Origin of the sequence: Variibacter gotjawalensis (genome assembly GCF_002355335.1) — a bacterium.
GTDB classification, from domain to species: Bacteria; Pseudomonadota; Alphaproteobacteria; order Rhizobiales; family Xanthobacteraceae; genus Variibacter; species Variibacter gotjawalensis.
On record NZ_AP014946.1, the window covers coordinates 2,333,323 to 2,345,929 of the forward strand.

Here is a 12,607-nt window from a genome sequence, read left to right on the forward strand (position 1 = left end):
GCTCGCTCAACAACGAGCAGTTCGTCACGTTGCTCTACAACAATGTTCTCGATAGAGCGCCTGAGGCTTCCGGATTTGTGTCTTGGGTCGCTTATCTCAACGCAGGAAATTCGAGAGAAAGCGTTGTCAGCGCATTTTCTGAATCGGTAGAGCACATCAGTCTCAAGAACGCTGCTTTGCAATCGTTCATCGAGATCACTGCGTGGCAGTGGAACGACAAACTCGACGCAGGCACGGGTTCGAACACACTGATCGGCGGTCTCGGTGCCGATGATTTTGTTTTCGATGCCAACTCCCCGAGCGTCAATCACATCTACGGTTTCGACCAATACGACCAGGCGCAATTTGCGAATTTTGGTTACATGAGCGATGGGAACGCACTATTCCATATGACGCAAATTGGCCGCGACGTCGTTTTCAATGATCACGGAGTGACGGTTTTTTTTCATGATAAGTCTTTGGCCGCCATCACGGCGCACGATTGGGTTATTTGACTCGACCAGCGGCGGTGCCGGACTTGCGGCTTGATTCGACAAGCTGCGAAGCCCGGACGCACTGCGGTGTACTTGTCGGCCTTGCTCAATTGGTATTAGGGCGCGATTTCGGTACTTGCTAGCTTTGGACAGCGCTCTCGCGATATGCGGCGAATGGGGAACGCGCGCCGGCCGCGGCGACCGGATTCGTCGAACCTATAGTTAACCATAAAAGTTGCCGGTCCCGTCAGTTGCCCAGGCGGTTTTTGCCCGCGTTCTCAACCGAACATTCGCGAAGACAATCCCCGGTCGCTTGTCGTCAACGTTGCCGTGCAGGCAGATTGAAACACACGGCCCCGCTATTTTTCAGCATCCATTTTCGAGGAATTCATATGACCCAAGGCATTGCGGCGACGCTCATTCCGGGCGACGGCATCGGTCCGGAAATTTCCGACGCCGTCGTCAAGATTCTGAATGCGGTGAAAGCGCCGTTCGAATGGGACCGCCAATACGGTGGCCTCGCCGGCGTCGAGCACGGTGGTGAGCCGATGCCGCAGGCAACGCTGGACAGCATTCGCCGCACCAAGCTCGCGCTCAAAGGTCCGCTGACGACGCCGGTCGGCGGCGGTTATCGCTCCGTCAACGTGCGCTTGCGCGAAACCTTCGGCCTCTACGCCAATCTGCGCCCGGCCAAGACACTCACGCCTGGCGGCCGCTACGAGAACATCGATATCGTGCTGATCCGTGAAAACCTCGAAGGGCTGTATGTCGCGTTCGAGCACTTCATTCAGGTCGGCGACGATCCCGAAGCCGTAGCCATCTCGCAGGGCATCAATACGAAAGCGGAGTCGCGCCGCATCGTGCGTTACGCCTTCGAACACGCGCTCGCGCATGGCCGCAAGAAGGTCACGGTGGTGCACAAAGCCAACGTGCTCAAATCGCTCACCGGCTTGATCCTCGCCGCCGGCCGCGAGATCGCAAAGGAATACGAAGGCCGCGTCGCGATGGACGATCGCATCGTCGATGCCTGCGCGATGCAGCTCGTGATGAAGCCGGAGCAGTTCGACGTCATCGTCACCACGAACCTGTTCGGCGACATCCTGTCGGATCTCATCGCCGGCTTGATCGGCGGCCTCGGCATGGCGCCGGGCGCAAATATCGGACCGGACGCTGCGATCTTCGAAGCCGTGCACGGCTCCGCGCCGGATATCGCCGGGAAGGGGATCGCCAACCCGATCGCGCTGCTGCTCGCGGCCTGCCTGATGCTCGATCACGTCGCAGAGAAGGAAAAGGCCGCTGCCATCCGTAAAGCGATCGACCTCACACTCAACGCCGACAAGATCAAGACCGGCGATCTCGGCGGCACGGCGTCGACCGGCGATTTCAGCGACGCCATCGTTCAGCGGCTGGGCTGACGCCCTTTCCAGTTCTTCCTCACCGAATGCCGCGGGCGTCGAAGGGCGTGCCGCGGCATTGCTTTTAAGCGGTCCGGGCACTCGCCGAGCGAGCATCCGCTGTGGTAACCTCGCGTTAACCATAACCACGCGAGATTGGGCATCTATTCCAGCTTGCGGAAAGGGCTCTGGTTGGCCGTGAAGGAAGGCAGCGTCCGCTCCGCTGGCCAACAACCGTTCCGCTGTGCACATCGCGCCCATGATAATGTCGAACAAACAGCGAATCGGCGCGCGCCTTTGGCACCAGAAGGCTTCCCGGCATGGCGATCCAGAATGTAAGTGAAGGCTTCCCCCGCGACAACGCGGGCGGGCCGGGCGGGTCCGTGACGATGGTCTTGGCCGTGGCTGCGCTGTTGGTTGCGGCAGCGATCGGCCTCCTATTCGTCGGGCGGGAGAATTCCGAGACCTACATCCTCATGATGCTGGCGGCGCTTGCCGTCATCGGCGTCGTGTCGATGTTCGCGGTTGCAGCCGGCATTCTGCGCGCCGGCGCGAGTGTTAAAGGTCATCTGCGCAACGCCGTCAGCGATGGCGCCATCGACGGCATTCTGGTCACCGACGCGAAGGGCCGCGTCCAGTACGCGAACAAATCCTATCTCGCGCTCACAGGAGCACGCGGCGAGGACGACGTGCGTCCGGTCGAGCGAGCTTTCGTCGGCGAGCCGGATCTCTCCGAAGCACTCTATCGTCTGATGAAGGCGGCCCGCGAAGGGCGCCCGCTGCAGGAAGAGGTGCGTTTGCCGGGTGCCGGTGGTGCGCGCTGGTTGCGCCTCCGCGTGCGTCCGCTCGGCGAGAGCGGACCGGAAGCGCAATCCACCGTGTGGACCGTCGCCGATATCACGCGCGATCGCGAGCGTCAGGAGAACGTGTTTCAGGAACTACAACACGCGATCGATTATCTCGATCACGCGCCGGCCGGTTTCTTCTCGGTCGATGCGCAAGGCCGCGTGACGTATCTCAACGCGACGCTTGCATCGTGGCTCGATCACGACCTCGCACAGATCGGTTCGTCCGGTCTGGCACTTGCCGAAGTGGTCGCCGGCGACGGCGCCGCGCTCATCACGACATTCTCGGCCGCGCCCGGCGAAGTGCGCACCGACGTGTTCGATCTCGATTTGCGCACGCGCGGCGGCCGCACGCTGCCGGTGCGCCTCTATCACAAGGTCGCATTCGGCGCGGATGGCCGCGCGGGTGACTCGCGCACGCTCGTGCTCAACCGCGCCCGCGACGACGGCGATCCGCAACGCGCCGCCGAAGTGCGCTTCATGCGCTTCTTCCACAATGCGCCGATGGCGATCGCGACCGTCGACCGCGGCGGACGCATCGTGCGCTCCAACGCGCCGTTCGCGCGCCTCAACCAGGGTGTGCTCAAAGCCGAGACGCTGCCGGCCGAGGGCCGTTCGATCCTGCCGGTGATCGCGGAGCGCGATCGGGCCGCGCTCGAAGCTGCGATCGGCAAAGCGGCCGATGGCATGGGCGATATCGCGGCATTCGACGTTGCGCTGTCGGGCGAGGGCAATCGTTCGGCGCTCGTTTTCGTCGCGCCGGTCGAAGGCGACGAACGCGATGGTGAAGCCGCGATCGTCTACACAACCGAGACGACGGCGCAGCGCGCGCTCGAAACGCAATTCGCGCAATCGCAGAAGATGCAGGCGGTCGGCCAACTCGCCGGCGGCATCGCGCACGATTTCAACAACGTGCTCTCCGCCATCATGATGGCGACGGACTTCCTGCTCAACGCGCACAAGCCGACCGATCCGTCTTTCCAAGACATCATGCAGATCAAGCAGAATGCGAACCGCGCCGCTGCGCTGGTGCGTCAGCTGCTCGCCTTCTCGCGTCGTCAGACGCTGCGTCCCCAGGTGATCGATCTCGGCGAAGTCGTCTCCGATTTGACGATGCTGCTGCGCCGTCTGATCGGCGAGAAGGTCTCGCTCGATGTCACGCACGGTCGCGATGTCTGGCCGATCCGCGCCGACATCTCGCAGTTCGAACAAGTCATCGTCAATCTCGCGGTCAACGCGCGCGACGCGATGCCGGACGGCGGCAAACTTCACGTCCGAACGCAAAACATCTCAGCCGAGGAGTGCGCGAAACTTTCGTACAAGCCGCTGCCGGCCGCCGACTACGTGCTGATCGAAGTCGCCGACTCCGGCACCGGCATGCCGGCCGACATCCTCGACAAGATCTTCGAGCCTTTCTTCTCCACCAAGGAGGTCGGCAAGGGCACGGGCCTCGGTCTGTCGACTGTCTACGGCATAATCAAGCAGACCGATGGCTTCATCTTCGTCGACTCGGTTGAGGGCAAAGGCACGACGTTCCGTATCTTCCTGCCGCGCTTCACCGGCAGTGTTGAAGAAGTCGCCGAAGCCGCGGTGCCTGTACCGAGCCGCGCAGCGGAGAAGCAGATCGATCTCACCGGCAGCGGCACGATCCTGCTGGTGGAAGACGAGGAAGGCTTGCGTGGCCTCAACGCGCGCGGTCTCGCCTCCCGCGGCTATACGGTGCTCGAAGCCGGCAACGGCGTCGAAGCGATCCAGGTGCTTGAAGAACGCGGCGGCGAAGTCGACATCGTCGTCTCCGACGTCGTCATGCCGGAGATGGACGGCCCGACGCTGCTCAAGGAAATGCGCCAGCGCAATCCGAACCTGAAGATGATCTTCGTCTCCGGTTACGCAGAAGACGCTTTCGAGAAGAACCTGCCGGAAGGCGGTCAGTTCGCCTTCCTGCCGAAACCGTTCACACTCAAGCAGCTTGTCGGCATCGTGAAGGAAACGCTCGACGAGAAGCCCAACTAAGGCTTGTCGAGGCCGCTACATCTGTGGCGGCCGATCACGCGCTTGTGCCTCGTCAGCCGATCCGGATGCGCGCAGACTTCGCGCGCGTTCGAAAGGCTTAGCCGGAGGCCAGGATGCACAGCTTCGATCCTGAACTGATCACGACGATGCGCCAGGCGCTCGAGGACTTCATGGCCGATGTTCCGGCCGAAGCCGCGACGCCTGCGATCAAAGCCGCCATCGCGGAATGCATCTGTAAAGCCGCGCTGCAAGGCGTCAGCACCTACGACGGTTTCGTCACCGCCGCGGGCAGCCAACTGCAAACACTGATGTCGTGGCTGCTCTGAAGCCTCACGCCTTCAGCAGATCGTCGAGATCGAGACGCCGCGTGAACATCTCGAACGTGCCGTCGGGTTTCAGCGGCCAGAGATCCTGCGGCTTGTCCCAATAAAGTTCGACACCGTTCTCGTCCGGATCGCGCAGATAAAGCGCCTCCGACACGCCGTGATCGCTTGCGCCGTCGAGCGGAATACCCGCCGCCATCACGCGGCGCAGCGCGTCCGCGAGAAGAGGGCGCGTCGGATAGAGGATCGCCGTATGGAAGAGCCCGGTCGAGCCACGCGGCGGTGGAGAGCCGCCTTCGCTCTCCCACGTGTTTAAACCGATGTGATGGTGATAGCCGCCCGCCGCGATGAAGGCCGCACCGCGCATACGTTGCTTCAACGAGAAACCGAGCACGCCGCAATAGAAGCCGAGCGCGCGATCGAGATCGGCGACTTTCAGATGAACGTGGCCGATGCGGACGCCGGCGTCGATGGTCGGGGAGGCGGTCATAGAAACTCCTGCGTTTCCCATAGATGGATGGCCCTCAACTGTACGCAAGGTGCCATGGAACCAACGCGGCCTCGTGTTCGTTATCCCGCCGACGAATTAAGAACACTGAGGAGAACCAAAATGGGTAAGGGTCTTTTGCTTTGGCTCATCGGCATTCCGCTGCCGGTCATTCTGCTGATCTGGCTGTTCGGCGGCCTGCACTAATCGGCAAATCACGTCTGCGGCGCAGCGACATAGGTCGACGCGCGCAACAAAAAACCCCGGAGTTTGGCTCCGGGGTTTTTCTTATCTGTATGAGTCGGGATGACTAAGCGGCTTGCTCGTCTTCGAGCTGCTGGATCGCGGCAACCTTCCAATTCATCGTGCCCTTCGGGCGCGTGAAGGTCCAAACCTCGACGGCCTCGACTGGCTTGGTCGCATCGCCGTCGACGACGCGCTTCGTGTTGCGATCGACGAGCGCATCGACGATCTCGTAACGCATCGCGACCGTCGCGTAATCGACCGGGCCTTCGTTCCAGGCTTCGGCAAGATCGCCCTGCAGCAGCTTCACGCCCGACAGCTGAGCCGCGACACCGCGCGAAACGTTGTCGTCGATCTCTTGCGTGAGATAGCCGACCATCTCGTCAGTCACGATGTTGCGGAGCGCATTCCGGTCTTCGCGGCTGTAAGCGCTCTGCATGTCGGTGAGAAGGCGCTCGAACGTCTCGTAGTCGTCGCCCTTGATGCCGATCTCATCGGTCGGCTCGCCAGGCTGTTGCTGCGGTGCGTAGCCGTTGCTGGCAGCGCCGTTGCCATAGGCTTGGTTCTGCATCGGCTGCGGTGCGCCCATCGGCTGTGCGTCCATGGACTGCGGAGCGCCCATCGGCTGAGCGCCCATTGCGAACTGCGAGCGTGCCTCCGAAGGACCACCGGCAGGTGCTCCCGCGAAAGCCGGCTGCGGCTGTTGACGGTTACGCCACCAGCGAATGGCAAAGAATGCGATGCCGCCGATCAGCGCGATCTGCAGCAAGAGGCCCAGGAACGAGGCCATGCCGGCCATGTTGCCGAACAGGCCTTGGCCGAACAGTGCGCCGATCAGGCCGGCGCCGAGCATGCCGGCGACGAGGCCGCCCATGAAGCCCGGGCGATTGAAGAAGCCGGTCTTCGCCGGTGCGGCGCCGACATTTGGTGCTGCGGCCGGACGCGCGGCCGCTGCCGGCTGCTGTGCTGCCGGCGGGGTCTGCGTGCGCTGGATCGGTGCGGCCGTCGTCGGCGCCGTATTCGTTGCCGGCGGTGCGGATTGCGTGCGCGTGCCGCGGCTACCGGCGCTGAGCTTCGGCCGGGCGTCCGCATCGACCGTCACCATCGCGAAGGCGGCGATGAGGCCGGCGGCTGCGATGAGCGAGCGAAACATCATTGGGTCGTCTCCTCAGAAGGTGAAGCCGTTCGGCTCCGAGTCGCGGCGTTTAATTGGGGGCGAATGATGGTTTTTTCAGCACTCAAACGCCATCACCCCGGGCGCGGCAGAACCGCGCACCCGAGGTGACCATATTCCACAACTAAAGGTTTTGCGACGGGCGTTTAGCTGAAGCCGCCGCCTGCCGGTTGATCGCAGGGCCTGAATCGACCGCCGCCGTCGTCCGTGAAGCACTGATAGGGGCTGGACCAGTACGGCCGGGTCGGTTCGATCTGGTTAGGGTACTGAAAACGCGGCGCTGGGCGATTTCCGTCGAAGGCCGTCGGCGAACGATCGCGTGCGCTTGCCGCGCGATAGCAATCCGCCCCGCCGCGGGTGCATTGCTTGTAGCTCGTGAAGCCACAGCGAGACCCGCTGGCGCCATCGCGGCACCACTGGGCAGCTTCGGATGTAGGGATGGAGAAGAAGAGAGCCGTTGCCGCCAAAGCGGCCGATAAGGCGATTTTTGTCATTTCCAATCTCCGGAGACCTTGAAGCTACAACGGACTTGAAGGCTCGAGCGTTCCCATTCTGGCATACCGGCTCTTCGAAGAGCAGCCATGGATACCATCACGTTGTGGTGTAGCCTTCGAATGCTGCCGCGAGGCAAGCCAAACAAAAACGGAATAGGGAGTGCCGCCGATGAGGATGCTGACGGGGCTTTTCGCCTTCGCGCTGGGTTGCGGTGTTGCTGCAGCGCAGAATTTTCCGCCGCCGATTGGCGTTCCGAGCGACGCGCCGGGGGCTCCGAAATTCCAGGCCGATCCGTATTGGCCGCAGCCTCTTCCGGGCAATTGGGTGCTTGGGCAGGTCGCCGGCATCGCGACAGCGCCGAACGGCAACATTTGGATTCTGCACCGCCCCTTGAGCCTCGTCGACGACGAGAAGGGCGCGCAGAAAGATCCGCCGGAGACGAAGTGCTGTACGGCCGCGCCGCCGGTGATCGAGTTCAGCCCCGAAGGCAAGGTGCTGCGCGGCTGGGCCTTCACGGCCGGCCAAGGCTACGAATGGCCAAAGAACGAGCACGGCATCCATATCGACACCGAGGGCAACGTTTATCTCGGTGGCAACAACGACGGCGATCAGATCTACAAATTCACGCCGGATGGAAAGTTCATCGCGCAATACGGCAAGGAAGACGGCAGCAAAGGTTCGAACTCGACGACGCGTCTGTGGAAGCCCGCGCACATGACGACAGACGACGCCGCCGGCGAGGTCTACGTCGCGGACGGGTACGGCAATCAGCGCGTCATCGTCTTTGACGTGAAGACCGGCGCCTACAAGCGTCACTGGGGCGCGTACGGCGAGAAGCCGACCGACGAAAAGCTATCTGCGTACAAGCCTGACGCCGCACTCTCGAAGCAGTTCTCCAACCCGGTGCACTGCGTGCGCTTGTCGAATGACGGTTTCGTCTACGTTTGCGATCGCGCCAACGATCGCATTCAAGTCTTCACCAAAGACGGAAAGTTCGTGAAAGAGTTCCGCGTTGAGCCGTCGACGCTGCAGAACGGCTCCGTCTGGGATCTCGTTCTTTCGGAAGATGCGGCGCAAAAATATCTCTTTGTCGCCGACGGCGCGAACGGACAGATCACGACGATCCAACGCGACGACGGCAAGCAAGTCGCGCAGTGGGGCCGCCACGGCCGCCAGCCCGGCCAGTTCAAGTGGATCCACAACATCGCGATCGATGCGAAGGGAAATCTCTACACGGCGGAGGTCGGCTTCGGCCGCCGCGTGCAGAAGTTTGTCCGGAAAGAATGAGGCAGTCGGGCTTGGGCAGTCGGCAGGAGTTGATGATCGTCAGGGTTGCAGGTACTTACGACTCGCTACTGCCGACTGCCTGGAGCTTCCATGTCCTTCAAATGCGACACGCCTGCGGTGCCCACCGTGGAAATCGACGACGATGCGGCGCGCATCACGCGCTGGGATTTCGAACCCGGCGCGGCGACCGGATGGCACACGCATGGCTGGCCGTATTTCGTCATCATGCTGGTCGACGGCGTGTTGAAAATTCATGACGGCAAGACCGTGACGGACGTACCGTTGAAAGCCGGGCAGGCGTATCGCCGTCCGTCCGGCGTCGAGCATGACGTGATGAACGGCTCACCGCATCCGATCGCGTTTGTCGAGATCGAAGTGAAGAAGCCCGAGATGCTGAAGTAACAGCGCTTTCTCGACGTCTATACTCTCCGTCGTGGCCCGCTTCATGCGGGCCATCCACGTCTTACTTCAGCTTATCTTTCCGCGCGATTTCCCCGCACGACTTCGCAAGCTCCCGCGCCAGAAATGCGATGAGCACTTCGACGCGCGCAGGTCGCGGCCCGCCCGGCGGCATGACGAGGTGAAGTCCGGCCGGCACGACGGGCCAATCCTCGAGCAGCACTTCGAGCCTTCCGTCCGCAATCGCATCGCGCGCGAGAAAATCCGGCAAACCCGTGATCGCTTGCCCCGCGAGCGCGACGGCCGTCATCGCTTCACCGCTATTCGTCACGAGCGGGCCGTTGACGCGCACCGTCGCCTCTTCTCCGCGCGCATTCTTGAATCGCCACGTCCGCGGATTGGCGATGTTGGTGTAGGCAACGCATTGATGCTCGGCGAGCTGCAGAGGGTGCGTCGGTCGCCCGTGTTTCTTCAGATACGCGGGAGACGCCACGAACAAGAGATTGACGTCGGCGATGCGCCGCGCGACCAGCGATGAATCCGGCAGCACCGAAATGCGCAGCGCGAGATCGAAGCCGTCGCCGATCAGATCGACCATGCTGTCGCTGAGCTGCAAATCGATCGAGACATCCGGATACTCTTCGAAGAACTTCGGCAGCAGCGGCGCGACGGCGCGGATGCCGAACGACAGCGGCGCCGCGACACGCACGAGACCGCGCGGGCTTGCCGACTCGGACTGCACGTCGCTTTCCGCCGCTTCGCCCTCGGCCAAAATCCGTTCGGCGCGTTCGGCGAGGCGCCGCCCCGCATCCGTGAGCGCCAGCCGCCGCGATGTGCGGTTGAAAAGCCGCGTACCGAGCTTCTCTTCGAGCCGGCTGACCGCCTTCGACACGGTGGCTTTGGATGCGCCGAGATCGCCGGCAGCACCCGCGAAGGAGCGCGCTTTGACGACGGTGGCGAAGATCGCGAGGGCCTCAAGATCCGGGAGCTTCATGGGTCTAATTCGGAAACAATGAGTTTCGATAGTTTCTATTTCGGTACCACAGGCCTGGCCTTAAGTCTCCCCCAACGAGGGCGCCGTCATGGAGCCCGGGAGACTACCGAAATGATCGAAAAACGACCTTTCGACCGCTTGTTCTCAGCCGATCACGGTTGGCTGAAGGCCAAACATCACTTCTCGTTCGGTCAGCACTTCGACCCGAACCGCGTCCATCATGGCTCGCTCCGTGTATGGAATGACGACGAGATCGCCCCGAATTCGGGCTTCCCGCCGCATCCGCACGCGAACATGGAGATCATCACCTACGTTCGCGAAGGCGCGATCACCCACCAGGACAACCTGGGCAACAAGGGCCGCACCGAAGCGGGCGACGTACAGGTGATGAGCGCGGGCTCCGGCATCCGCCACGCCGAGTACAATCTCGAGCCGACGACGACGAAGATCTTCCAGATCTGGATCATCCCGACTCGTGATGGCGGCGAGCCGTCGTGGGGCGCAAAGCCTTTCCCGAAAGGCGACCGCTCCGGCCGCTTCATTACGCTTGCCAGCGGCATCGCCGGCGACAGCGACGCATTGCCGATCCGCGCCGACGCGCGCGTTGTCGGTGCGACGCTGAAGAAGGGCGAGACCGCCAGCTACGATCTCGGCGGCCGTTACGGCTACGTCGTTCCGTCGAGCGGCGAGATCGAGATCAACGGCATCAAGATCGGCACGCGTGATGGCGCGGCCATTGCCAACGAGAACGTCGTCAGCGTGACGGCGCTCGAAGACGCAGAACTCGTCCTCGTCGACGCAGCCTAACCCGAAGAGGCGCCGTGCCAATGCGCGGCGCCTCTTTCTTTTTCTCACAGCACCACAAAAGGAAAGCCAGTCATGGCCAAGGTTCTCGTTCTTTACTATTCGGCATACGGCCACATCGAGACGATGGCGGAAGCAATCGCCGAAGGCGCGCGCGAAGCCGGCGCGACTGTCGACATCAAGCGCGTGCCAGAACTCGTGCCGGAAGAGATCGCGAAGAAATCGTATTACAAGGTCGATCAGAAGGCGCCCGTCGCCACCATCGACGATCTCGCAAACTACGACGCGATCGTCGTCGGCACCGGAACGCGCTTCGGCCGCATGGCCTCGCAGATGGCGAACTTCCTCGACCAGGCGGGCGGTCTATGGGCGACCGGTAAGCTCAACGGAAAAGTCGGCGCAGCCTTCACGTCGACAGCGACGCAGCACGGCGGGCAGGAGACGACGCTGTTCTCCATCATCACGAACCTGATGCATTTCGGTCTGGTGATCGTCGGCATGAATTACGGCTTCGCGGGCCAGCAGAAGCTCGACGAAGTGACCGGCGGCGCACCTTACGGCGCAACGACGATCACGGGCGGCGACGGCTCGCGCCAACCCTCGGCCAACGAACTCGAAGGCGCGAAGTATCAGGGCCGCCAGGTCGCCGAGATCGCTAAGAAGCTGTTCGGCTAGCAACGAACAACGCCTCTCTTCGCATGGCGGAGAGAGGCTAATTCACCGAAATCTTCGCTTCGGTAATCCACTTGCGTTGCGTCTCGACATCGCGCGCCATGAACACGGCAAAATCCTGCGCGCTCATCGGCATCGGCTGCGAGCCGAGCTTCTCCATCCACTCGCGCGTCGCAGATGCGGCGAGCACTTGATTGACCGCCGTGTTGATGCGCGCGACGAGTTCGGGCGGCGTCTTCGCGGCCGCCATCAGGCCGAGCCAGATCGGACCATCGAATCCCGCGAGTGTCTCGGCGACCGTCGGTAGATCCGGCAGCAGCACATCGCGCTTCGGCCCGGTGGTCGCGAGCCCGCGCACGTTGCTGGAGTTGATCTGCGCGCGCATCGTCGGGATCGCATCGAACATATACTGCACTTGCCCGGCGACGATTGCGTTGCGCGCGCCGTCCGATCCGCGGAACGGCACGTGTTGCACCTCGATGCCGGCCATCGCGCGAAAAATTTCGCCGACGATGTGATACGGCGTTCCTGGACCCGACGATGCGTAGTTGAGTTTGCCGGGATTCGCCTTCGCATAGGCGATCAGCTCGGCGAGCGATTTCGCCGGCACCGAAGGGTGCACGACCAAAACGTTGTAGGCGATGTTGCATGACGCAACCGGCACAAGATCGCGCAGCAGCTGATATGGCCGGTTCGGCAACAGCGTTTCATTCGCCGTATGCGTGTTCGACATCATCAAGAGCGTGTAGCCGTCAGGCTCCGACTTCGCGACCGCGTCGGTGCCGATCACCGCGCCGGCGCCCGGACGATTCTCCACGATAACGGGTTGTCCGAGAATTTCGCGCAACGGCTCGGCCAGATAGCGCGCCATCACGTCGGCGGAGCCGCCAAGGCCGAACGGCACGATGATCTTGACCGGGCGTGTCGGCCAAGCCTGGGCGCGCGCAGGCCCCGTCATTACCACAGCGCCAAGAGCGGCTGCGCCTCCCACGAACGTCCTTCGT

The 12,607-nt window shown here is 62.5% G+C and carries 13 protein-coding genes; 8 read left to right on the plus strand and 5 right to left on the minus strand.

Going from position 1 to position 12,607, the window contains the following annotated elements; translation table 11 throughout:
- Window positions 1–29 precede the first annotated feature (29 nt).
- From GJW30_RS11285 to GJW30_RS11300, 4 genes are all read left to right on the plus strand, one after another.
- Window positions 30–494: a DUF4214 domain-containing protein gene (locus tag GJW30_RS11285; RefSeq protein WP_096355337.1), complete on the plus strand. Its 465-nt coding sequence runs from the start codon at window positions 30–32 to the stop codon at window positions 492–494.
- Window positions 495–865: 371 nt separating this feature from the next.
- Entirely contained in the window at window positions 866–1,888 is a 1,023-nt protein-coding gene (locus tag GJW30_RS11290; protein ID WP_096355339.1) for an isocitrate/isopropylmalate dehydrogenase family protein, read from the plus strand.
- 299 nt (window positions 1,889–2,187) lie between these two features.
- On the plus strand, window positions 2,188–4,725 hold the full coding sequence (gene cckA, locus GJW30_RS11295; RefSeq protein ID WP_096355341.1) for a cell cycle histidine kinase CckA: 2,538 nt from the start codon (window positions 2,188–2,190) through the stop codon (window positions 4,723–4,725).
- Between the two features lie 113 nt (window positions 4,726–4,838).
- The gene (locus tag GJW30_RS11300) at window positions 4,839–5,051 is read left to right on the plus strand and encodes a hypothetical protein (RefSeq protein ID WP_096355343.1); all 213 of its coding nucleotides are present in this window, start codon (window positions 4,839–4,841) and stop codon (window positions 5,049–5,051) included.
- A 4-nt stretch (window positions 5,052–5,055) separates the two neighbouring features.
- On the opposite strand, the gene GJW30_RS11305 is transcribed toward GJW30_RS11300, so the two are convergent.
- From GJW30_RS11305 to GJW30_RS22675, 3 genes are all read right to left on the minus strand, one after another.
- A complete protein-coding gene (locus tag GJW30_RS11305) occupies window positions 5,056–5,538 on the minus strand; it encodes a VOC family protein (protein ID WP_096355345.1) in 483 nt (160 codons plus the stop codon).
- Window positions 5,539–5,845: 307 nt separating this feature from the next.
- On the minus strand, window positions 5,846–6,934 hold the full coding sequence (locus GJW30_RS11310) for a Tim44 domain-containing protein (protein ID WP_096355346.1): 1,089 nt from the start codon (window positions 6,932–6,934) through the stop codon (window positions 5,846–5,848).
- 164 nt (window positions 6,935–7,098) lie between these two features.
- Complete coding sequence (locus GJW30_RS22675; RefSeq protein WP_130364891.1) at window positions 7,099–7,446, minus strand: hypothetical protein; 348 nt, start codon at window positions 7,444–7,446, stop codon at window positions 7,099–7,101.
- Between the two features lie 169 nt (window positions 7,447–7,615).
- Between GJW30_RS22675 and GJW30_RS11315 the strand changes: the two genes are divergently transcribed.
- Together GJW30_RS11315 and GJW30_RS11320 are read left to right on the plus strand one after the other, a co-directional pair.
- Window positions 7,616–8,734: an NHL repeat-containing protein gene (locus GJW30_RS11315; RefSeq protein WP_096358788.1), complete on the plus strand. Its 1,119-nt coding sequence runs from the start codon at window positions 7,616–7,618 to the stop codon at window positions 8,732–8,734.
- A 90-nt stretch (window positions 8,735–8,824) separates the two neighbouring features.
- Window positions 8,825–9,136 (plus strand): cupin domain-containing protein, encoded by a 312-nt coding sequence (locus GJW30_RS11320; protein ID WP_096355348.1) that lies wholly within the window; start codon window positions 8,825–8,827, stop codon window positions 9,134–9,136.
- Between the two features lie 61 nt (window positions 9,137–9,197).
- Here the strand turns inward: GJW30_RS11320 and GJW30_RS11325 are convergent, their stop codons facing one another.
- Window positions 9,198–10,127, minus strand: a complete 930-nt coding sequence (locus tag GJW30_RS11325; protein WP_096355350.1) for a LysR family transcriptional regulator — start codon at window positions 10,125–10,127, stop codon at window positions 9,198–9,200.
- A 111-nt stretch (window positions 10,128–10,238) separates the two neighbouring features.
- Between GJW30_RS11325 and GJW30_RS11330 the strand changes: the two genes are divergently transcribed.
- Complete coding sequence (locus GJW30_RS11330; RefSeq protein WP_096355352.1) at window positions 10,239–10,934, plus strand: pirin family protein; 696 nt, start codon at window positions 10,239–10,241, stop codon at window positions 10,932–10,934.
- A gap of 72 nt (window positions 10,935–11,006) precedes the next feature.
- Complete coding sequence (gene wrbA / locus GJW30_RS11335) at window positions 11,007–11,606, plus strand: NAD(P)H:quinone oxidoreductase (RefSeq protein WP_096355354.1); 600 nt, start codon at window positions 11,007–11,009, stop codon at window positions 11,604–11,606.
- Between the two features lie 37 nt (window positions 11,607–11,643).
- On the opposite strand, the gene GJW30_RS11340 is transcribed toward wrbA, so the two are convergent.
- Complete coding sequence (locus GJW30_RS11340) at window positions 11,644–12,561, minus strand: Bug family tripartite tricarboxylate transporter substrate binding protein (RefSeq protein ID WP_245408484.1); 918 nt, start codon at window positions 12,559–12,561, stop codon at window positions 11,644–11,646.
- Window positions 12,562–12,607: the final 46 nt, after the last annotated feature.